This window comes from Microbacterium paulum (assembly GCF_015707995.1).
GTDB lineage: Bacteria > Actinomycetota > Actinomycetes > Actinomycetales > Microbacteriaceae > Microbacterium > Microbacterium paulum.
In genome coordinates this window covers 18843-40778 of sequence record NZ_JAAGRY010000026.1, presented here as the reverse complement: position 1 = coordinate 40778, position 21936 = coordinate 18843, and the positions used below count along the sequence as shown (strand labels likewise).

17 protein-coding genes and 2 riboswitches are annotated in these 21936 nt (G+C 69.6%); of the genes, 12 read left to right on the top strand and 5 right to left on the bottom strand.

Annotated elements, in window-relative coordinates:
- The 3 genes from nadB to G3N18_RS07965 form a co-directional block, all read right to left on the bottom strand.
- On the bottom strand, window positions 1-1289 hold a 1289-nt coding region (gene nadB / locus G3N18_RS07975; RefSeq protein WP_196383764.1), incomplete at its 3' end, for an L-aspartate oxidase.
- Window positions 1286-2605: a quinolinate synthase NadA gene (nadA, locus tag G3N18_RS07970; protein ID WP_196383763.1), complete on the bottom strand. Its 1320-nt coding sequence runs from the start codon at window positions 2603-2605 to the stop codon at window positions 1286-1288. The genes nadB and nadA, both read right to left, overlap by 4 nt.
- A complete protein-coding gene (locus G3N18_RS07965; protein WP_196383762.1) occupies window positions 2602-3318 on the bottom strand; it encodes an NUDIX hydrolase in 717 nt (238 codons plus the stop codon). The genes nadA and G3N18_RS07965 overlap by 4 nt, the downstream gene beginning before the upstream one ends.
- A gap of 142 nt (window positions 3319-3460) precedes the next feature.
- On the opposite strand from G3N18_RS07965, the gene G3N18_RS07960 reads away from it, so the two are divergent.
- The 4 genes from G3N18_RS07960 to gcvP all read left to right on the top strand — a co-directional run bounded on the left by G3N18_RS07960 (window position 3461) and on the right by gcvP (window position 9400).
- Complete coding sequence (locus G3N18_RS07960; RefSeq protein WP_196383761.1) at window positions 3461-4648, top strand: MarP family serine protease; 1188 nt, start codon at window positions 3461-3463, stop codon at window positions 4646-4648.
- 57 nt (window positions 4649-4705) lie between these two features.
- Window positions 4706-4812, top strand: a riboswitch (glycine riboswitch).
- 1 nt (window position 4813) lies between these two features.
- A riboswitch (glycine riboswitch) is annotated at window positions 4814-4911 on the top strand.
- Window positions 4912-4962: 51 nt separating this feature from the next.
- Window positions 4963-6072: a glycine cleavage system aminomethyltransferase GcvT gene (gene gcvT, locus G3N18_RS07955; RefSeq protein WP_196383760.1), complete on the top strand. Its 1110-nt coding sequence runs from the start codon at window positions 4963-4965 to the stop codon at window positions 6070-6072.
- Window positions 6069-6449: a glycine cleavage system protein GcvH gene (gcvH, locus tag G3N18_RS07950; protein WP_196383759.1), complete on the top strand. Its 381-nt coding sequence runs from the start codon at window positions 6069-6071 to the stop codon at window positions 6447-6449. The genes gcvT and gcvH overlap by 4 nt, the downstream gene beginning before the upstream one ends.
- A gap of 74 nt (window positions 6450-6523) precedes the next feature.
- On the top strand, window positions 6524-9400 hold the full coding sequence (gene gcvP / locus G3N18_RS07945) for an aminomethyl-transferring glycine dehydrogenase (protein ID WP_230404011.1): 2877 nt from the start codon (window positions 6524-6526) through the stop codon (window positions 9398-9400).
- A gap of 113 nt (window positions 9401-9513) precedes the next feature.
- Here the strand turns inward: gcvP and G3N18_RS07940 are convergent, their stop codons facing one another.
- Together G3N18_RS07940 and G3N18_RS07935 are read right to left on the bottom strand one after the other, a co-directional pair.
- Complete coding sequence (locus G3N18_RS07940) at window positions 9514-10470, bottom strand: hypothetical protein (RefSeq protein WP_230404007.1); 957 nt, start codon at window positions 10468-10470, stop codon at window positions 9514-9516.
- 222 nt (window positions 10471-10692) lie between these two features.
- Window positions 10693-11493, bottom strand: a complete 801-nt coding sequence (locus G3N18_RS07935) for a CPBP family intramembrane glutamic endopeptidase (protein WP_230404006.1) — start codon at window positions 11491-11493, stop codon at window positions 10693-10695.
- A gap of 161 nt (window positions 11494-11654) precedes the next feature.
- On the opposite strand from G3N18_RS07935, the gene G3N18_RS07930 reads away from it, so the two are divergent.
- The 8 genes from G3N18_RS07930 (at window position 11655) to G3N18_RS07895 (ending at window position 21921) form a co-directional block, all read left to right on the top strand.
- Window positions 11655-13271, top strand: coding sequence for a peptide ABC transporter substrate-binding protein (locus tag G3N18_RS07930; protein WP_196383757.1), 1617 nt, complete (start codon window positions 11655-11657; stop codon window positions 13269-13271).
- 161 nt (window positions 13272-13432) lie between these two features.
- Window positions 13433-14362: an ABC transporter permease gene (locus G3N18_RS07925; protein WP_196383756.1), complete on the top strand. Its 930-nt coding sequence runs from the start codon at window positions 13433-13435 to the stop codon at window positions 14360-14362.
- Window positions 14352-15308: an ABC transporter permease gene (locus G3N18_RS07920; protein ID WP_196383755.1), complete on the top strand. Its 957-nt coding sequence runs from the start codon at window positions 14352-14354 to the stop codon at window positions 15306-15308. The genes G3N18_RS07925 and G3N18_RS07920 overlap by 11 nt, the downstream gene beginning before the upstream one ends.
- Window positions 15305-16987: a dipeptide ABC transporter ATP-binding protein gene (locus G3N18_RS07915; RefSeq protein ID WP_196383754.1), complete on the top strand. Its 1683-nt coding sequence runs from the start codon at window positions 15305-15307 to the stop codon at window positions 16985-16987. The genes G3N18_RS07920 and G3N18_RS07915 overlap by 4 nt, the downstream gene beginning before the upstream one ends.
- 101 nt (window positions 16988-17088) lie before the next feature.
- The gene (locus tag G3N18_RS07910; protein WP_338038391.1) at window positions 17089-17643 is read left to right on the top strand and encodes a PH domain-containing protein; all 555 of its coding nucleotides are present in this window, start codon (window positions 17089-17091) and stop codon (window positions 17641-17643) included.
- A gap of 238 nt (window positions 17644-17881) precedes the next feature.
- Window positions 17882-18865: an ABC transporter permease gene (locus G3N18_RS07905; protein ID WP_196383753.1), complete on the top strand. Its 984-nt coding sequence runs from the start codon at window positions 17882-17884 to the stop codon at window positions 18863-18865.
- A gap of 10 nt (window positions 18866-18875) precedes the next feature.
- Window positions 18876-19793, top strand: coding sequence for an ABC transporter permease (locus G3N18_RS07900; RefSeq protein ID WP_206693072.1), 918 nt, complete (start codon window positions 18876-18878; stop codon window positions 19791-19793).
- Entirely contained in the window at window positions 19786-21921 is a 2136-nt protein-coding gene (locus G3N18_RS07895) for a dipeptide ABC transporter ATP-binding protein (RefSeq protein WP_196383751.1), read from the top strand. The genes G3N18_RS07900 and G3N18_RS07895 overlap by 8 nt, the downstream gene beginning before the upstream one ends.
- The last annotated feature ends 15 nt before the right edge of the window (window positions 21922-21936 follow it).

The following is a 21936-nucleotide window of genomic DNA, read 5'->3' as shown; positions in this document are numbered from 1 at the left end:
GCCGCGCCCCGGGCGAAGCCGGCGGTGTCGGGCCAGGCGCCTGCGCGCGCGTCGGCGGTGACCACGTCGCCCGCACGCGCGCCGAAGACGGCGCCTTCGAGCAGCGAGTTCGACGCGAGCCGGTTGGCGCCGTGCACACCCGTGCGCGCCACCTCGCCGACGGCGTAGAGGCCCGGCAGGCTCGTGCGGCCGAACAGGTCGGCCGTGATGCCGCCCATGAAATAGTGCGCGGCGGGCGTCACGGGGATGGGCTCTCGCGACCAGTCCCACCCGCGCTCGCGCACGGCGCCGTCGATCGTCGGAAAGCGGCGGGCGAGGAATGACGACGTCTGCTTGCGGGTCGGGCGCAGCCCGGTCGCATCGAGCAGCACGGGGCGCCCGCCTTGGCTCGCCATGACATCGGCGATCGTGCGGGCGACGACGTCGCGCGGGGCGAGTTCGGCGTCGGGGTGCACGTCGAGCATGAAGCGCCGCCCCTGCTCGTCGCGGAGCACCGCCCCCTCTCCGCGTACAGCTTCGGAGACGAGGAAAGGTGCCGCGGCCGCGCCGTCGGCGCTGTGCGCCGGGAGCACCGTCGGGTGGAACTGGAAGAACTCAAGGTCGACCACGGCCACGCCGGCCCGGAGCGCCGCGGCGATGCCGTCGCCCGTGGCGACCGGCGGGTTCGTCGTGTGCGCGTACAGCTGGCCGGCGCCACCCGTCGCAAGGATCACGGCGTCGGCCTTGAGCCGCTCGCGGCGAGCGGTCTCGCCGACGGGGGAACCGCCGGGAGCCGGGGCGTCGACGAGCAGGTCGACACCTGTCACTCGGCCGCCGTCCACCACGAGATCGACGAGGAAGGCGTGCTCGACGATGCGCACCGCACCGGCACGCACGCGCTCGACGAGAGCGTGCTCGATCGCGCTGCCGGTCGCATCTCCACCCGCGTGCAGCACGCGCGGATACGAGTGCGCCGCCTCGAGGCCCTTCACGAGCGCGCCGTCGGGGCCGCGGTCGAACGCCACACCCTCTTCGATCAGCTCGCGGATGCGGGCGGGGCCCTCTTCGACGAGCGCGCGCACCGCGTCGGGGTCCGACAGCCCGGCGCCGGCGACGAGGGTGTCGTGCAGATGCGCGGCGGCGCTGTCGTCGTCGAACATGACCCCGGCGATCCCGCCCTGCGCGTACCGGGTGTTGGCGTGGTCGAGCACGTCTTTCGTGACGAGGGTGACGTGGCATCCGGATGCCACGGCGTGCAGCGCCGCCGTCAGGCCCGCGATGCCCGACCCGACGACGACCACCGCGGTCATGGCCGCGCCGCCAGCATGCGCTCGAGCGCGACGCGCGCCGGATCGGCGACGCCTGCCGGCACCTCGATGCGGTTGACGACCCGCCCTGCGACCAGTTCTTCGAGCACCCACGCGAGGTAGCCCGGGTGGATGCGGTACATCGTCGAGCATGGGCAGACGACGGGGTCGAGGCAGAAGATCTCGTGCTGCGGGTACTGCGCGGCCAGGCGCTGCACGAGGTTGATTTCGGTGCCGATCGCGAAGGTCGTCGGCTCGGTGGTGGCGGCGATGGCCTTGCGGATGTAGTCCGTCGAACCGGCTTCGTCGGCGGCATCCACGACGGCCATCGGGCATTCGGGGTGCACGATCACGCGCACGCCGGGGTGCTCGGCGCGCGCCTGATCGATCTGATCGACCGTGAACCGGCGGTGCACCGAGCAGAAGCCGTGCCAGAGGATGACGCGGGCGTCGGCGAGCTCGCGCTCCGACGATCCACCGAGGGGCTTGCGCGGGTTCCACATCGGCATCTGCTCGAGCGGCACGCCCATCGCCTTGGCGGTGTTGCGGCCGAGGTGCTGGTCGGGGAAGAAGAGCACCCGACGCCCGCGGGCGAAGGCCCACTCGAGCACCGTACGGGCGTTCGACGAGGTGCAGACGATGCCGCCGTGCCGCCCCACGAACCCCTTGATCGCGGCCGACGAGTTCATGTAGGTCACCGGGACGACGGGGACGAGCCCGTCGGCACCTGGCGTGTCGAGGTCGCCGTAGAGGTCGGCGAGCTGTTCCCAGCAGTCTTCGACCTCGTCGATCGAGGCCATGTCGGCCATCGAGCAGCCCGCAGCGAGGTTCGGCAGGATCACCGCCTGGTCGGGGCGGGAGAGCAGGTCGGCGGTCTCGGCCATGAAGTGCACACCGCAGAAGACGATCGCCTCGGCCTGCGGCTGGGTGAGGGCCGCGTTCGCGAGCTGGAACGAGTCGCCCACATAGTCGGCGTGGGCGACGACCTCTTCGCGCTGGTAGAAGTGCCCGAGCACCACGACGCGGTCGCCGAGGGCCGCTTTCGCCGCAGTGATGCGGTCGTGCAGCTCTGCTTCGGATGCCTCGCGGTACCCCGCAGGCAGCTCGCCCTGGCGCGGCGCACCCGTCGGGATCACATCGCCCATCGACGACCCCGGGCCGTACCCGGGCCGCGCGTCGAAGTCCCACGGACCCGCGGCGAGGTCGGTGTTGCACGTCTCGGCGTTCGAGGCGCCCGACACGATCGCCTGGATGCCGTGGTCGACCGAGGGGTCGGCAGGCTCGCCGGGCCGGGTGGACTGGAGCGTGAGAAGGGTCATGCGAGAGCCTTTCGGGAAGGAAGGGTTCGGCCGGGCAGCGGGCCGCGATCGGCCAGCTCGACGTCGTGGTCGTAGCGGTAAAGACGGGCGGGGCGGTGGCTGCCCGTGCGGAACCGCTCGGTGGGGATGAGGTTTCCCGAGTTCTCGACCTGGCGGCGGAAGTTCGCGGGGTCGAGGTCGCGTTCGAGGATCGCCTCGTATACCTCGCGGAGCTCAGCGAGGGTGAACAGGTCGGGCAGCAGGCCGTGGGCGATGCGGCTGTAGCCCACCTTGTTCTGCAGCCGCCACAGCGCGTAGTCGACGATGTGGTTGTGGTCGAAGGCGAGCGGCGGCAGGTGAGCGGCGTCGAACCACGACACGTTCTGTGCATCGAGGGGCAGCTGGGCCCCTTCTCGCAGAAGCGCCCAATAGACGATCGACACCACACGCTCGGGGGACCGGTCCACGTCTCCGAACGCGTAGAGCTGTTCGAGGTAACTGGGAGCGAGTCCGGTGGTTTCGGCGAGGGTGCGCGAGGCGGCGTGCTCGAGGTCTTCGCTGTGCGCGAGCCAGCCGCCCGGCAGGGCCCAGCGGCCCTCGTGCGGGTCGCGCGTGCGCCGCACGAGCGGCAGGACGACAGACATGCCTCGCCCGCCGGCGCCGCGGCGCAGGCTGAAGATCACGGTAGAGACCGCGACGCGGATGCCGTCGACTGACGGGTCTGTTCTTGTCATGATGACCATAACCTCGCTGCGATCTTAGAGTCAGAGTGACTCGAAGGGCAAATCCAGTTCCTCCCGCATTCGGCGTCATCGTCGGCAGATGCGCAGGCAAGGCAGAGCCGCGCCCGCTACCGTGAGCGCGGAAGGGGGTCCCGTGCTGATCGTCGATGTCATCGCCGTGGTCGTTCTCATCGGCGCGTTCGCCGGAGGGCTCGCGCGCGGCTTCTTCGCCAGTCTCGGCACGGTCGTGGGTACCGTGCTCGGCGCCGTCGCCGCGTTGTGGCTGCTGCCGCTCGTGACCCCGTGGGTCGCCACGGTCGTGCCCGAGGGCGTCTGGCGTGCGGCGGCTCTCGCCGCCGCGGCGGTCGCGCTCGTGGCCGTGTGCGCGGCGATCGGTGGCGCTATCGGCCACGTGATCCGGCGCGGCGTCGACCGGGTGCGCCTGCGCGCGGTCGAGCGCTTCTTCGGGGGCGTGCTCAGCCTCGTCGCCGCCTCACTCGTGCTCGTACTCGTGGGGACGGGGCTCGCGGGCGCGGGCATTCCGCAGGTCTCGGCGGCGGTCGCCTCCTCGCGCGTGATCGGCGCGCTCGACGCTCTCACTCCGGCTCCGGTCGAAGACGCCCTCGCCCGCGCGCGCGGTGCCTTCCTCACCGACGGCCTGCCTCGCCTCGAAGCGGTGATCGGCGCGGTCGTCGCCCCGACCGAGCCGGCGATCGCGCTCGATGACCCGGAGCTGCAGGCCGCGGCATCCTCGGTGGCGCGCATCAGCGGCACGGCGTACGCGTGCGGCGTCTCGCTCACCGGGTCGGGCTTCGTCGCCGCGCCCGGCCTCGTCGTCACGAACGCGCACGTCATCGCGGGCGTCGACGCGCCCGTCGTCGAGCTTCCGGGTGGCCGCGCCGCCGAAGGCCGCATCGTGCTGTTCGATCCGACGGTCGACCTCGCGGTCATCGCGATCGGCGGGGTGGATGCCACGCCGCTCGTGATCGCGCCGACGGCGCCCGCCGGCACGCAGGCCGCCGTGCAGGGATATCCGCACGGAGGACCCTTCACGAGCACGACCGCCGCGATCCTCTCGGTGGCGACGGTTCCCGTGCCCGACATCTACGACGCCGCGTCGGCGCCGCGCGAGATCTACGTGCTCGAGGCCGATGTGCAACCGGGAAACTCCGGCGGACCGCTCCTCGACGCCGACGGGGAGGTGCTCGGCGTCGTCTTCGCGCGCGGCACCGGCACCGACGAGGTGCGCGGCTACGCCATCACGACCGACGAGCTCACACCCGTCCTCGGCAGCGTCACGGCCGACTCGCCGAGCGTCAGCTCGGGAACCTGCACGGGCTGACGACGCTCGCCCACCGCTCGAGCCGCTATGCTGACACCGCAACTGAAGACAGGCCGCATGACGTGTGCGGGAGAGCCCTGGCATCCATTTTCTCCACGGAGGCCGGGCACCGAAGGAGCAAGCCTCCCCGCCAATCTCTCAGGTCCGCGTACCGCACGCGTCCGGCCGCTCTGAAAAGCGATCCCCGCCGTGTGATGGGGGATCCGCCGACGGTGAAAGCCGGCTCGCGCCGGTGAAGCTCTCAGGCCCATGACAGAGGGGGAGTTCCCGCCTGCCGGTTCCGGCAGGCGCCAGCCCGCCACCCGGGAGAACTCGTGTCAGACCTTCGCACCACTCCGCTCCACGATCGCCATGCCGCCCTCGGTGCCTCGTTCACCGACTTCGGCGGCTGGTCGATGCCCGTGCGCTACACCTCCGACCTCGCCGAGCACCACGCGGTGCGCGACGCGGCGGGGCTGTTCGACATCTCGCACATGGCCGAGTTCACCCTCGTCGGCCCCGAGGCGGCGGCTGTGCTCGACCACGCGCTGGCCGGACGGATCTCGGCGATGAAGATCGGCAAGGCCAAGTACTCGCTGCTGCTCTCGGATGCCGGGGGTGTCGTCGACGACGTCATCGTCTATCGGCGCGGTGACGAGGACTTCCTGGTGATCTCGAACGCGGGAAACCGCGGCCTCGTCGCCGCCGCGCTCGACGGCTATCGCGACCGCGCGGAGATCACGGACATCTCCGACGACGTCGCCCTCATCGCCGTGCAGGGGCCCCGCGCCCGCGAGATCGTGGAGGCGACCGCAGGGATCGACGGCGTCGCACCGGCTCTCGCCGACCTCGGCTACTACGCCTGGTCGGGCGGCACCTTCGACGGCGAGCCGCTGTTCATCGCGCGCACCGGCTACACCGGCGAAGACGGCTTCGAACTGCTCGTGCCGAACGCGGTCGCCGCCGCCCTGTGGGACGCGCTGCTCGTCGCGGGCGAGCCCCTCGGTCTCGTTCCCGCCGGCCTCGCCGCGCGCGACACCCTGCGCCTCGAGGCGGGCATGCCGCTGCACGGTCACGAACTGACCGACGAGATCCTCCCCGCGCAGGCCGGGCTCGACCGCGTCGTCGCCACAGACAAAGACGACTTCGTCGGAAAGGCCGCCCTCGCCCAGGCATCCGACGACCTTCCGGTGCTCGTCGGTCTCGCCGCCGAGGGGCGCCGCGCGGGCCGTGCCGGCTACGCGCTCTACGCGACCGTCGACGGCGCCGAGCCCGTCGGTGAGATCACGAGCGGCGTGCTCAGCCCGACCCTGGGGCATCCCGTCGCCATGGCTTTCGTGCCGCCCGCCCTCTCGGCGCTCGGCACCGACCTGTTCATCGACGTGCGCGGAACCCGCATTCCCGCGACCGTCACCGCCCTGCCCTTTTACCGGAGGAACGCATGACCGATCTCACCGCCCTCAAGTACACCGACGAGCACGAGTGGGTCGCCCTCGCGGGCGACGTCGCGACCGTCGGCATCACCGACTACGCCGCCGACAAGCTGGGTGACGTCGTGTTCGTCGACCTGCCCTCGGTGGGCTCGTCGGTCACCGCCGGCGAGGTCTGCGGCGAGATCGAGTCGACGAAGTCGGTGGGCGAGCTCTACGCGCCGCTCACCGGCGAGGTCGTCGAGGTCAACGACGCCGTGATCGACGACCCCGCGTCGGTCAACGGCGGCGCGTTCGACGCGTGGCTGATCAAGATCCAGGTCGACCCGGCCGACGTCGAGGCACTCCTCGACCGGGCCGCCTACGTCGCTCTCACGGGCGGCGAGGCGTGAGCTCCACCGCCTTCGGGATCGACGAGGGGTTCCGCGCCCGCCACATCGGCACCGACGCCGATGCGCAGGCGATCATGCTGAACGCCTTGGGCTACGACTCGGTCGAGGCCCTCGTCGAGCGCGCCGTTCCCGGCTCGATCCGCCCTGCCGGCGGTGCCGTGCCCGGCCCGAGCGACGGGAGCGTGATCCCGCCCGCCGCGACCGAGGCCGAAGCGCTGGCCGAGCTCCGCGCCCTCGCCGCTCTGAACAAGCCGGCGCGCCCGATGATCGGGCTCGGCTATTACGACACGCTCACGCCGTCGGTGATCGCCCGGAACGTCTTCGAGAACCCGTCCTGGTACACGGCGTACACGCCCTACCAGCCTGAGATCTCGCAGGGGCGCCTCGAGGCCCTCATCAACTTCCAGACGATGGTCACCGACCTCACGGGGCTCGCGACGGCCAACGCCTCGATGCTCGACGAGTCGACCGCCGTCGTCGAGGGCATGCTCGTCGCGCGGCGCGCCTCGAAGTCGGCCTCGAACGTGTTCCTGGTCGACGCCGACGCGCTGCCCCAGACGAAGGCGCTGCTCGCGCACCGCGCGGCGGCGCTCGGCATCGAGATCGTCGAGGTGCCAGTCGGCCCGTGGGAGGGTTCCGGCGCGGGCTTCGAGGCGGACGTCGCCACCGAAGCAGCCGGGATCGACGCGTTCGGCGCCTTCTTCCAGTACCCGGGCGCGAGCGGTCGCGTGTGGGATCCGTCGGGTCCGATCGCCGCCGTCCAGGCCCAGGGCGGCCTCGCGGTCGTCGCCGCCGACCTGCTCGCCCTCACCCTGCTGCGCTCGCCCGGATCACTCGGCGCCGACATCGCCGTCGGCACGACGCAGCGTTTCGGTGTGCCACTCGGCTTCGGGGGACCGCATGCCGGCTACATGGCGGTGCGCACGGGGCTCGAGCGGCAGCTCCCCGGGCGTCTCGTCGGTGTGTCGGTGGATGCCTCGGGCGCGCCCGCGTACCGGCTGTCGCTGCAGACCCGCGAACAGCACATCCGCCGCGAGAAGGCGACCTCGAACATCTGCACCGCCCAGGTGCTGCTGGCCGTCATGGCATCCATGTACGCCGTCTACCACGGGCCCGACGGCCTCCGCCGGATCGCCGCCGACGTCACCCGCAAGGCGCACCTGCTGCGCGACTGGATCGTCGAGGCCGGGAACGACGTGCTGCATGAGGACTTCTTCGACACGATCGTCGTGTCGGTGCCCGGGCGTGCGGGCGCCGTAGTCGAGGCGGCACGCGAGCGCGGGTTCCAGCTGTGGTTCCGCGACAGCGACTCGGTCGGTATGTCGGTCGATGAGACCACCACGACGAGCGAGCTGCACGCGCTCGCGCAGGTGTTCGGTGGGCCCGAGCAGCGGGCGTTCGGATTCTGGGCGAGCTCGGGGCCGGAGCACCTGACCGGGCTTCTGCCCGAAGCGTTGCGGCGCGAGGACGAGTTCCTGACGCACCCGGTGTTCCACGTGCACCACTCCGAGACGGCGATGATGCGCTACCTCAAGCAGCTCGCCGACCGCGACTACGCGCTCGATCGTGGCATGATCCCGCTCGGCTCGTGCACGATGAAGCTCAACGCGGCGACCGAGATGGCGGCCGTGTCGTGGCCCGAGTTCTCGCGCGTGCACCCGTTCGCGCCCGCCGACGACGTCGCGGGGTACCTCGTGCTCATCGAGCAGCTCGAGTCGTGGCTCGCCGAGATCACCGGCTACGACGCGGTGTCGCTGCAGCCGAACGCCGGCTCTCAGGGCGAGCTCGCGGGGCTCCTCGCGATCCGCGGGTACCATCACGATCGGGGCGACCTGCAGCGCGACGTCTGCCTCATCCCGTCGTCGGCGCACGGCACGAACGCGGCGTCGGCCGTGCTCGCGGGCATGCGCGTCGTCGTCGTCGCGTGCGACGAGGCAGGGAACGTCGACCTCGGCGATCTGCGTGCGAAGATCGCCACGCACGCCGATGCGCTCGCGGCGCTCATGATCACCTACCCCTCGACCCACGGTGTGTACGAGCACGATGTCGTCGACATCTGCGAGGCCGTGCACGAGGCGGGCGGGCAGGTCTACGTCGACGGCGCGAACATGAACGCGCTCGTCGGTCTCGCCCGCTTTGGCGACTTCGGCGGCGACGTGTCGCACCTGAACCTCCACAAGACCTTCGCGATCCCGCACGGCGGCGGCGGGCCCGGCGTCGGACCGGTCGCGGCCAAGGCGCACCTTGCGCCATATCTGCCTTCGCACCCGCTCGCGCAGCGCGCCGAGCACGCGGGCGGATTCGTCTTCGACGGGGGTCCGGTGTCGGCCGCGCCGTACGGCTCGGCATCCATTCTGCCGATCTCGTGGGCGTACATCCGCCTGATGGGCACCGACGGGCTGAGGGATGCCAGCGGCGCCGCCGTGCTCGCGGCGAACTACGTCGCCGAGCGGCTCCGCGGGCACTATCCCGTGCTGTACGCGGGCGACGGCGGGCTCGTGGCGCACGAGTGCATCCTCGACCTGCGGCCGCTGAAGGACGAGACCGGCGTGACGGTCGACGACGTCGCCAAGCGCCTGATCGACTACGCGTTCCACGCCCCGACGATGTCGTTCCCCGTGGCGGGAACGCTCATGGTCGAGCCGACCGAGTCGGAGGACCTCGGCGAGATCGAGCGCTTCATCGAGGCGATGATCGCGATCCGCGCCGAGGCTGCGCGGCTGCAGGCGGGGGAGTGGGAGGCATCCGACAACCCGCTCGTGAACGCCCCGCACACCGCCGCGGCCGTCGTCGCGACGGAGTGGACGCACCCCTACCCGCGCGAACTGGCCGTGTACCCCGTGCACACGCTCGTGCGCACGAAGTACTGGCCGCCCGTCCGCCGCATCGACAACGCCTACGGCGACCGCAACCTCGTCTGCGCGTGCCCTCCCGTCGAGGCCTTCGCGTAGCCGCCCGCCCTCGCGCTGCGCTTCTCCTCGACGAGACACCGCCTGTGCGCCGAGACACCACCGATGGACCGGCGTCTCGGCGCACGGGCGGTGTCTCGTCGCCGCGCGCCCGATCAGTGGCCGCGTACGGCGGTCGGGAGCGTCGCGAGGAAGGTCGGCTGGGGCGCCCGGACGATGGGGATGCCCGCACTGAGAAGAGCCGTCCGCAGCGGAGCGGCGTCGATCGCATCGGCCCACGACCAGTGCGGTACGGCGGCGACGCCGCGGGCGATCAGTCGACCGTCGCGTGTGCGTCGTGCGCGCAGCGCCTCACGGGCATCGCCCATGGCCCCGCTGTACTTGACGTCGCCGTCGCCGTCGGCTTCGCCGGCGACGTTCCACCGCCGCCAGAACAGATCGACGCGGTCATCACCGATCCACACTTGCGATTCTGCAGCCGGGAAACCGAGCCACTCGATCACGGCGATGCTCACGCTCTCGAGCGGTGATTCCGGTGTTCCGGTCGCCCTCGCGCACACCCACCGCGCGCGCGACCGACCTCGTGACGAGGGGTGGGTCTCCGCGAGGTCACCGATGTCGGCGACCGTGAGAGTCCCGTCGGCTCGGAGTGCACTGTCAGCGATCGCGAGCGCGACCGCCGGGTGCGACAGGCGCGCCGCGTCGGCCGCGACTTCACCCGCCGTGGCGACGTTGAAGCTGCCGAGCCGCTCGAACCGCGGCATCCGTTCTGCGGCGTGAAAGCGCGTCGTGCCTCTGATGCGGGTGCGTCCCGCGTCCTGCGCGACGGCGTGGACGTCGCGCGGCTCGCCGAAGACCGCGATGCCCCGGAGCGCGGCTGCGGACTCGCGCACGAAGATGGCGTTCGGATGCCTGAGGGCGACAGCGTGCACGCGGGCGAGGTAACGGTCCCACGGGGCGAGCGCGTCCCACAGCGTCTTCGGCGCGTACACCCCGCGGTCGACGCGCGCGAGATCGCCGCGGGCGACGTCTCGGTCGATGTGCGTCGCAGCGGCGCGGGTGACGAACGGAACCGGACAGGCACGCGCATCGGACAGGAGCGGAAGCGGCATCCACGCATCACACCGCATGTCGCCCACCACCGGGAGCGCCTCACCCCGGATTGTGCACAACTCCGTCGATCCCGCCCCTGTGGACAACGCGGCGCGCGCGAACGCGCCCCCGGACGAGACACCGTCTCCGCGCCGAGACACCGGTCCATCGGCGGTGTCTCGGCGCACCAACGGTGTCTCGCGGGCGGAGGGGCCGGACCGGGGCCACGCGCCGCGCTGGGGTCAGAACACGCCGGGCCACCAGGCGGCGGCGAGGGGATAGCCGACGAAGGCGATCACGTCGATCACGGTGTGGGCGATCACGAGGGGCATGACCCGCCCGAACCGGGCGTAGACCCAGCCGAACACGATGCCCATCGCCATGTTGCCGATGATCGAGCCGAAGCCCTGGTACGCGTGGTACGCACCGCGGAGGGCCGCAGTCGAGAGGATGACCGTCCACGTGCTCCAGCCGAGCCGGCGCAGCCGGTCGAAGAGGTACCCGATGAAGATCACCTCTTCGGTGAGCCCTGCGCGAAGCGCCGCGAGAAGCAGGAGCGGGATCGTCCACCACGAGGCATCGAGGGGCGCGGCATCCACCTGCACGGTGACCCCGAGGGCGCGCCCGGCGGCGTACAGGCCGAGCCCGGGCACGCCGATGACCGCGACGAGCAGCAGACCTGTGCCGAGATCCCGCCCGGCATGGCGGAAGTCGAGGCCGATCCGGCGGAACGCCGACACCCCCGGCTCCCACAGCAGGTAGATGGCGAGCGCGATGGGCGCGAACCCGAAGAACGCCCCGACGAACTGGTAGAGCACGTCCCAGAACTGCTGTGCGTTCGCCCCCGGATTCAGCGAGGTCGACTGGTCGCCCAGTGCCTCCTCGCGGGTGAGGGCCTGCACGAGCTGCAGCACCGAATACACCGCCGAGCGCCCCACCGAGAGTGAGAGCACGATCGCGATCTCCCACCAGAGCGAGGTGCGCAGTCGGGCGGTGGATGCCGAGGGTGCAGCAGGGCCGAATGGGTCACGATCGGCGATCATCTTGTCAGATTGCCACATCTGGCGTCGCTTGAGTTAAGGGTCTGTAACGTTTTCCCGGGTTGATTTGTCGAAGACTGTCGCGTTACTTACAGTTTCCCTATTCCCGCCCCTGCGTTCACACAGCACGCTGTGGGCGATTCACCCTTGCACAGGAGGACAAGTTGAAGCGCAACAAGATCGCCCTTGCGGGCATCGCGCTGCTGGTCGCCGGAGGACTCGCTCTCGCGGGTTGCTCCAGCAGCGGCAGCGGTACGCCGAGCGCATCGGGCGGCAACACCACCGCCATCATCAAGACCAACGGTTCCGAGCCCGAGAACCCGCTGATCCCGACCAACACCAACGAGGTCGGTGGCGGCAAGATCCTCGACGAGATCTTCGCGGGTCTCGTCTACTACGACGCCAAGGGTGCGCCGCAGAACGACATGGCCGAGTCGATCACGGTCGACGACGCGCAGCACCTCACGGTCAAGCTCAAGAAGGGCCAGAAGTTCACGGACGGCACCGAGGTGCAGGCCCACAACTTCATCGAGGCCTGGAACTACGGCGCGAAGCTCTCGAACAAGCAGCTCAACAGCTACTTCTTCGAGGACATCGAGGGCTTCAGCTACGACGCCGACGCCGAGCTGACCGGCCTCAAGGAGGTCGACGACTACACCTTCACGATCGCGCTCAACAAGCCGGCATCCGACTTCGCGCTGCGCCTGGGCTATTCGGCCTTCTACCCGCTGCCCGACTCGGCGTTCGAGGACATGGATGCCTTCGGTCAGAACCCGATCGGCAACGGCCCCTACAAGATCGCTTCGGACGACGCGTGGCAGCACAACGTGCAGATCTCGCTCGTAAAGAACGACGACTACCAGGGCGGCCGTGCAGCGCACAACGCCGGCCTCGACATCGTCTTCTACGCGACGCAGGACGCGGCATACGCCGACCTGCTCTCGGGCGAGGTCGACGTCATCGACGGCGTTCCCTCGTCGGCGCTCGCGACCTTCGAGTCGGAGCTCGGCGACCGCGCGGTCAACCAGCCCGCCGCCGTGTTCCAGTCGTTCACCATCCCGGGCCGCCTCGCGCACTTCTCGGGTGAAGAGGGACAGCTCCGCCGCCAGGCGATCTCGATGTCGATCAACCGCGAAGAGATCACAAAGGTTGTCTTCAACGGCACGCGTACCCCCGCGAGCGACTTCACCTCGCCCGTCATCGACGGTTGGTCGGACAAGCTCGAAGGCTCCGAGGTGCTCGCGTACAACCCGGACGAGGCCAAGAAGCTGTGGGCCCAGGCCGACGCCATCTCGCCGTGGTCGGGCACGTTCCAGATCTCGTACAACGCCGACGGCGGCCACCAGACGTGGGTCGACGCGGTTGTGAACTCGATCAAGAACACCCTCGGCATCGACGCGTCGGGCAACCCCTACGCCGACTTCGCCTCGCTCCGCAAGGACGTCACGAGCCGTACGATCGAGACCGCGTTCCGCACCGGTTGGCAGGCCGACTACCCCGGTCTGTACAACTTCCTCGGCCCGCTGTACGCGACCAACGCCGGCTCGAACGACGGTGACTACTCGAACCCCGAGTTCGACAAGCTCCTCTCCGACGGCATCTCGGCGACCGACTCGGCCGCGGCCAACGAGGACTTCCAGAAGGCTCAGTCGATCCTGCTGAAGGACCTCCCGGCGACCCCGCTGTGGTACTCCAACGTCACCGGCGGTTTCGCCGAGGGCGTGCAGAACGTCGAGTTCGGTTGGAACTCGGTGCCGCTGTACTACCTCATCACCAAGTAATCAGATCATCCCGGATCGTCCCGTGGGGCGGTGACACCTCGTCACCGCCCCGCGGTATGTCCATCTGGCTCTCGCGTCCGCGCTCCCCGCGCGGCACGATGTTTCTCGCGGGTGACTCAGGCCGTGCCCGACGCGCCGCACCCCACATCTGAAGGAGAGGGATGTTCGGTTACATCCTCAGACGCCTGTTGCAGGTGATCCCCGTGTTCTTCGGGGCCACCCTGCTCATCTATTTCATGGTCTTCGCGCTGCCCGGAGACCCGATCATCGCGCTGTTCGGTGACAAGACGCCGAACCCGGCGGTCGTCGAGCAGCTGCGCGCGCAGTACCACCTCGATCAGCCGTTCATCGTGCAGTACTTCTACTACATCACCGGCATCTTCCAGGGAAACCTCGGCTCGACGTTCTCGGGGCAGTCGGTCAACGACGTGCTCGCCCGGACGCTCCCGGTCACCGCGCGCCTGGCCGTCATGGCCATCGCGATCGAGTTCACGCTGGCGATCATCATCGGCACCGTCTCGGCGCTGCGCAAGGGCAAGCTGTTCGACAACACGATGCTCATCATCGCGCTGATCTTCGTCGCCCTGCCGATCTTCGTGTTGAGCTTCCTGGCCCAGTACTTCCTCGCGATCCAGTGGGGCTGGTTCAAACCCACGGTCGGCGCGCAGAACGATTGGGGCGACCTCTGGCTGCCCGCGATCGTGCTGGGTCTCAGCCTCTACGCCACCAGCATGCGCCTGATGCGCTCGTCGGTGATCGACACGCTCAACCAGGACTGGGTGCGCACCGCCTACAGCAAGGGCCTGACCCGCTCGCGCGTCGTCCCCGTGCACGTGCTGCGCAACTCGCTCATCCCCGTCATCACGAACTCCGCCACGAACTTCGGCGTGCTGCTGGTGGGTGCCACCGTCACCGAGGGCATCTTCAACGTGCCCGGCGTCGGCAACACCCTCTTCCACGCCGTGCAGAAGCACGAGGGGCCCACGGTCGTCTCGTTCGTCACGGTGTTCGTGATCATCTATGTGCTCGTCAACCTGGTCGTAGACCTGCTCTACGGCCTGCTCGACCCGAGGATCCGCTATGTCAAGTGATCTCAACGACCCCACGGGGGTGAACCACTACGTCGCTCCCGCCCCGACCACGACCCTCGTCGTCGATGCCGTCCGCGTCGACGAGAAGCCGAGCAACCTCTGGAGCGACGCGTGGCGCGACCTGCGCCGCCGCCCCGTGTTCTGGCTGAGCCTGCTGGTGGTGGCCATCGTCCTGCTCATGGCCATCTGGCCGACCCTGTTCACGCAGGTGCCGCCGAACAACGACTGCCAGCTGGCAAACAGCAACGGCGGCCCGACCGACGGGCATCCGCTCGGCTTCACGTTCCTCGGCTGCGACGTCTGGGCGCGCATGGTCTGGGGTGCGCGCACCTCGCTGACCGTCGGCCTGCTCGCGACGATCATCGGCACGGTCATCGGCCTCATCATGGGCGCGTTCGCCGGCTTCTACGGCGGCTGGCTCGACTCGCTGCTCTCGCGCATCGGCGACATCTTCTTCTCGATCCCGTACATCCTCGCGGCGATCGTCGTGATGAGCGTCTTCTCCACGAACCGCAACGTGTTCACGCTGGCGTTCGCGATCGGTGGCTTCGCCTGGGCATCCACCGCCCGTGTCGTCCGCGCCGAAGTGCTGCGCGTGCGTCAGGCCGACTTCGTCACCGCCTCCCGGGCGCTCGGCAAGTCGCGCTTCGGCACGCTCGTCAGCCACGTCGTGCCGAACGCGATAGCGCCGCTGCTGGTCATCACGACGATCTCGCTGGCGGCGGCGATCGTCGCCGAGGCGACGCTCGCGTTCCTCGGTGTCGGCCTCGGCAGCAACGTCATGTCCTGGGGCAACGACATCAGTGCCGCACAGCAGTCGCTGCGCGTCGCGCCGATGGCGCTCATCTACCCGTCGATCATCCTGACGGTGACGGTGCTGGCCTTCATCCTTCTGGGCGAGCTCATCCGCGACGCCCTCGACCCGAGAGCGAGGGCCCGCCGATGAACGCGACCTCACGCGAGCCGCTGCTGAGCGTGCGCGACCTGCACGTCGCGTTCGAGTCGCAGTCGGGCAGCCGCGAAGTGCTGCACAGCGTCACGTTCGACATCTTCCCGGGCGAGACCATCGCCATCGTGGGCGAGTCGGGGTCGGGCAAGTCGACGACCGCGTCGGCGATCATCCAGCTGCTTCCGGGCACCGGGCACGTGACGTCGGGCAGCATCATGCTCGGCGACGACGACCTGACGCTGTACAACCAGGCGCAGATGGCGAACATCCGGGGCCGTGAGATCGGCTACGTGCCGCAGGACCCGATGTCGAACCTCAACCCGGTGTGGTCGATCGGCTTCCAGGTGAAGGAGGCGGTGCGTGCCAACGGCATCGCGAGCGGCAAGAAGGAGATCGAGGCCCGCGCGGTAGAGGTGCTGAAGCAGGCGGGTCTGGCGGATGCCGAGAAGCGCATGCACCAGTACCCGCACCAGTTCTCGGGCGGCATGCGCCAGCGCGCGCTCATCGGCATCGGCCTCGCGGCCGACCCGAAGCTGCTCATCGCCGACGAGCCGACCTCGGCGCTCGACGTGACGGTGCAGCGCGTGATCCTCGACCACATGGCGAAGCTCACGCGCGAAAAGGGCACGTCGGTGCTCCTCATCACGCACGACCTGGGCCTTGCGGCCGAGCGCGCCGAGCGGATCATCGTGATGAAGGACGGCGAGATCGTCGAGTCGGGGCCGAGCCGGCTCATCCTCGAGAACCCGCAGCACCCCTACACGCAGCGGCTCGTCGCGGCGGCGCCCTCGATCGCCTCGCAGCGCATTCAAGCGGTCGTGGAGGATCGCGGCGTCACGAGGGCCGCCGACATCGTCGACGCGACGCCGACCCTCCGCGTGCGCGAGCTGACCAAGGACTACAAGATCCGTCAGGGCAGCTTCCGCAGCGAGCCGTTCCGTGCCGTGGATGCCGTGTCGTTCGACATCCCGCGCGGCAAGACCCTCGCCCTCGTCGGCGAGTCGGGGTCGGGCAAGTCGACCGTCGCGAAGATGGTGCTGAAGCTCGAGGAGCCGACGTCGGGCACGATCGAGGTCGACGGGGTGGATGTCGCGGGGCTCTCCCGCAGGGAGACGTTCGCGCTGCGCCGTCGCATGCAGCCGGTGTTCCAGGACCCGTACGGCTCGCTCGACCCGATGCGCAACATCGGCAACACGATCGCCGAGCCGCTCGAGATCCACAAGGTCGGCGACGCCGCGTCGCGCCGCGCACGGGTGACGGAGCTGCTCGACCAGGTGTCGCTACCGCAGTCGCTCGCCTCACGGTACGCGAACGAGCTGTCGGGCGGCCAGCGTCAGCGTGTCGCGATCGCGCGCGCTCTGGCGCTCAAGCCCGACATCGTCGTGCTCGACGAGGCCGTCTCGGCGCTCGACGTGCTGGTGCAGGATCAGATCCTGAAGCTGCTCGCCGACCTGCAGTCCGAGCTCGGGCTCACGTACCTGTTCATCACGCACGACCTCGCGGTCGTGCGGGTGGCGGCCGACCTCGTCTGCGTCATGGAGCGCGGAAAGGTCGTCGAGCAGGGCACGGTCGACGAGATCTTCGCGAACCCGACCGAGGAATACACCAAGCGCCTCCTCGACGCGATCCCCGGGGCATCCATCCCGCTCGGCGGGGGAGCGGCGGCCGGGCTCTGAGCGGGCGACGCTTCTCCGGCGCGGCGGGTGTCACCCCGCCGCGCCGGACCCTCCGCGCGACGTCGGGCACCATCGCACTGATCTTCGCGGGCGCCGTCGCGGTGCTGCTGCTCGGCGACGCGCTCGTGCGGGCGGGTGTCGTCGAGATGCTGCGCCTGGTGCCCTGGGTGCTGCTCGCCGTATGGGCGGTATACGTGCTGCTCTACGCCTCGCACATCACCTTCGACCGCGAGGGCGCCACCGTGCAGAACTATCTGCGTATCACCCGGGTGCCCTGGCCGCGCGTGCGCGACATCGCGATGCGCTGGCAGGTCGTGTTCGGCCTCGACGACGGCTCGTCGCTGCCCGCCTCCGGGGGCCCGGGGGCGGGTCGGCGGGGGCGCGCACCCCGCACCGACCGGCCGCGGTCGGCCGGCACGGGCCCCGCCGACCCGTCACCGGGGCGCGCGGTGCCCGCCGCGCTGCGCGACGTCGCCGAACTGCGTGACGCCTGGCAGGGCGTGGATGCCTGGCAGTCGGGCGACGCCGCCGGGGCCCCCGCCGGTCGGGATGCCGGCGACCTCGGCATCCAGCGATCGTGGGATGTTCCCGCCCTCGTGGCTCTCGCCGTCGTCGTGGTCGGCGCAGTGATCTCTGCGCTCAGCACGACCGCCTGAAAGTATCAGGATTGCCTATGAACGCCACCACGCACGGGTCATTTTGCGAAGGCGTGACCCAATGTTACGGTCGTGCAAAGACTCCACAGCACCGACGGTCGCAGCGTCGCGCCGGGGTTAGGGTCGAAGGATCGGGAGCCTCCATGCGTTCCCCGCACACGCTGCATCCCCTGATCTGATTCGACGAAAGAACGACGATGTACACGTCTGACCCCCGGCAGGCCGCGAGGCCGGCTCAATGACCATCTACATCTTTCGGCGGTTCCTGAACTACGCCATCCTGAGCCTCATCGCGACGTGCATGGCGTACATCCTCGCGAGCATCGCGCTCGACCCCGCCGCGCGCTTCTACGGAATGAACCCGAGGCCGCCGCAGTCCTCGATCGACGCGTCGCTGGATGCCATGGGCGTGAACCCCGACGTGCCGATCCTCGTGCGGCTGTGGCACTGGCTGACGAACCTGTTCACCCAGTTCTCGCTCGGCACCACGGTCGGGGGCGCCCAGGTGACGGCGGAGATCGCCGCTCGCTCGGGCGCGAGTCTTCGCCTGCTGCTGATCGGCTCGATCATCGGCGCCGTGCTCGGCGTGCTGCTGGGCGTCTGGGGGGCGGTGCGCCAGTACCGCGCCAGCGACCAGATCGTCACGTACGCCTCCTACATCGTGTTCGCGACGCCGACCTTCGTGATCGGCGTGCTGCTGATGATCCTCGCGACGCAGTTCAACAACCTCGTCGGGTCTCAAGTCATCAACTTCACCGGGGAGTACACCGCCGGCATCAGCGGGAGCTGGTGGGATCTCGCCGTCGATCGAGCGGTGCATCTGCTGCTGCCGACGCTCGCGCTCGTGCTGATCGGCGCGGCATCCTTCTCGCGCTACCAGCGCAGCGTGATGCTCGACGTCCTCGGCGCCGACTACATCCGCACCGCCCGCTCGAAAGGGCTGCCGCGCACGAAGGCGCTCGTCCGTCACGGCGTGCGGCTCGCGCTCATCCCGATGTCGACGTTCTTCGCGTACAGCTTCGGCGTGCTCATCGCCGGCTCCGCGATGCTCGAGATCGTCTTCAGCTGGCGCGGCATGGGGCAGTTCCAGATCGAGGCCATCCAGAAGAACGACATCAACGCGGTCGCCGGTGCCGCCCTGTTCGTCGCGATCCTGTACCTCATCGCGTCGACGCTGTCCGAAGTGCTCTACGCCGCACTCGATCCGAGGGTGAGGAGCTGACGTGTCCGTGATGCAGGAGAAAGCGATCGAGGAACCGCTCGAGCCCGTCAGCGACGTCACGCAGACTCGCAAGCCGCTCTCGCGCTCGGGGCTCGTCTGGTCGCGGTTGAAGAAGATGCCCCGATTCTGGATCGGCATCACGGTCGTCGTCGCGATCATCCTCTGGGCGTTTGTCGGCCCCCTCGTCTATCCGTGGTCGATCACCGACCGCGACCCGCTGAACATGGGCCTCGGGCCCACCATGATCCACTGGTTCGGCACCAACTCGATCGGGCAGGACATCTACGCCCAGACCCTCGCGGGCCTGCAGAAGTCGCTCGTCATCGGTCTGGTCGCCGGACCGACGGCCACGATCATCGCGGCGCTCGTGGGTTCGACGGCCGGATACATCGGCGGCTGGGTCGACCGGGTGATCCAGTGGATCATCCTGCTGCTGCTCGTCATCCCCGCCTTCTTCCTGTTCATCTTGCTGAGCCCCCTCATCAAGGGCCTGTCGTGGGTCGTGCTGATGTTCTACATCGCCCTGTTCAGCTGGATGATCATGGCGCAGGTCGTGCGATCTCAGACGAGGTCCCTGCGAAACCGCGACTTCGTGCGTGCGGCCCGGTACATGGGCGAGCCGACGCGCACGATCCTCACGCGGCACATCATCCCGAACATGGCATCGATCTTGATCATCGACGCGACGCTCGGCGTCGTCTCGGCGATCATGGCCGAGACGTCCCTCAGCTACTTCGGCTTCGGCATCCAGAAGCCCGACGTCTCCCTCGGCACGCTCCTGTCCGACGGCACCGCCGCGGCGGTGACGCGCCCGTGGCTGTTCGTCTTCCCCGCCTTCGTCCTCATCATCCTGCTGTTCGCCATCAGCCTCGTCGGCGATGCGCTGCGCGACGCGATCGACCCCACCTCTGGAATGAACCGTGACTGAGCCCGCCACCTTCGCCACCGCAACGCGCGAGCGGACGGGGACACCGCTCCTGTCGGTGCGCGACCTCAGCGTGACCTTCCCGCAGCGCGACGGCGCGCCCGTGCATGCCGTGCGTGGCATCTCGTACGACGTGTATCCGGGTGAGTTCCTCGGCATCGTCGGCGAGTCGGGGTCGGGAAAGTCCGTCTCGTCGCTCGCGATCATGGGCCTGCTGCCCTCGACGGCCGAGATCACCGGCTCGATCGAGTTCGAGGGCCGCCCGCTGATCGGTCTCGACGACAACAAGCTCTCTCGCATCCGCGGCAAAGAGCTCGCGATGGTGTTCCAGGACCCGCTGTCGGCGCTGACGCCGGTCTACACGGTGGGCGACCAGATCAGCGAGGCGCTGCGCCTGCACGACTCGAAGCTGTCGGCGCAGGCCGCGGCGGCCCGTTCGGTCGAGCTGCTCAAGATCGTGGGCATCCCCGATGCCGAGCGGCGCGCGCGTGCCTTCCCCCACGAGTACTCCGGCGGCATGCGCCAGCGCGCCATGATCGCGATGGCGATCGCCAACGATCCGAAGGTCATCCTCGCCGACGAACCGACGACCGCGCTCGATGTCACCATCCAGGCGCAGATCCTCGACGTCCTCGAGAAGGCGAAGGAGATCACCGGGGCATCTGTGGTGCTCATCACCCACGACCTCGGCGTCGTCGCCGGGCATGCCGATCGTGTCGGTGTGATGTACGCGGGCAAGATGGTCGAGCTCGGCGCGACCGGCGAGGTGTTCGCCGCGCCGCAGATGCCGTACACGATCGGCCTCCTGCGCTCGGTGCCGAACATGCTCACCGCCGGCACGCAGCGGCTCGTGCCGCTCGAGGGGCGCCCGCCGTCTCTCGCGAACCTGCCGACCGGATGCCCCTTCGCCGCCCGGTGCCCGATCGCGATCGACGCGTGCCGCGACGTCGAGCCCGCGCTCATCGCCCACGATCCGCAGGCGCCGCTGCACACCTCGGCGTGCATCCGCGCGAGTGAGATCACCCGCGGCGAGCTCGTTCGCTCCGAGGTGTTCCCGCGGCCCGAGCCGCTCCCCGCCGAGGAGCGCGCCGAGACCGACGACGCGCCGGTGCTCGAGGTCGCAGACCTCAAGCGGCATTTCCCGCTGATGCGCGGCTCGGTGTTCCCGCGCCGCGTGGGCACGGTGCGCGCCGTCGACGGCGTGTCATTCACGCTCCGCCCCGGCCGCACGCTCGGCCTCGTCGGCGAGTCGGGGTGCGGCAAGACGACGACGATCCTCGAGGTCATGGAGATGACGGCCCCCCAGTCGGGCTCGATCCGCATCGAGGGCATCGACGTGTCGGATGCCTCGAAGAAAGACGTCAAGAAGCTCCGCCGCGACGTGCAGATCGTCTTCCAAGACCCGATGGGGGCGATCGACCCGCGGCTGCCGATCGGCGAGGTCATCACCGAGCCGCTGCAGGTGCAGGGCGTGCCCAAGGCGCAGCGCGACGCGCGCGTGACGGAGCTCCTCGACCTCGTCGGGCTCGACCCGGCGATGGCCGACCGCTACCCACACGAGTTCTCGGGCGGTCAGCGTCAGCGCATCGGCATCGCGCGTGCGCTGTCGACGAACCCGGCCGTGCTCATCCTCGACGAGCCCGTCTCAGCCCTCGACGTGTCGATCCAGGCGGGTGTGATCAACCTGCTCGAAGACCTGGGGGAGCGGCTCGGGCTGTCGTACCTGTTCGTCGCGCACGACCTCGCGGTCGTCCGGCAGATCGCCGACGACGTCGCCGTGATGTACCTCGGCGTGATCGTCGAGCAGGGACCGGTCGCCGAGGTGTTCAACAATCCGCGGCATCCGTACACGAAGGCCCTCATCTCGGCCGCCCCCATTCCCGACCCGGCGATCGAGCGCGGGCGCACCCGGATCCTGCTCAACGGCGACCTGCCGAGCCCGACGCAGGAGATCAGCGGCTGCCTCTTCCGCACCCGCTGTCCGTTGTATGCCCTGCTCGACGAGTCCGCGCAGGAGCTCTGCCGGGCCTCCGACCCGCAGCTCACCCCCCACGGCCGTTCGAAGGTCGCGTGCCACCACGCCGACCGCTCCGAGCTCGTCTCCGACACGGTGCTGGCCGCCGCGTCGTAACAGACCCCCGGCGAG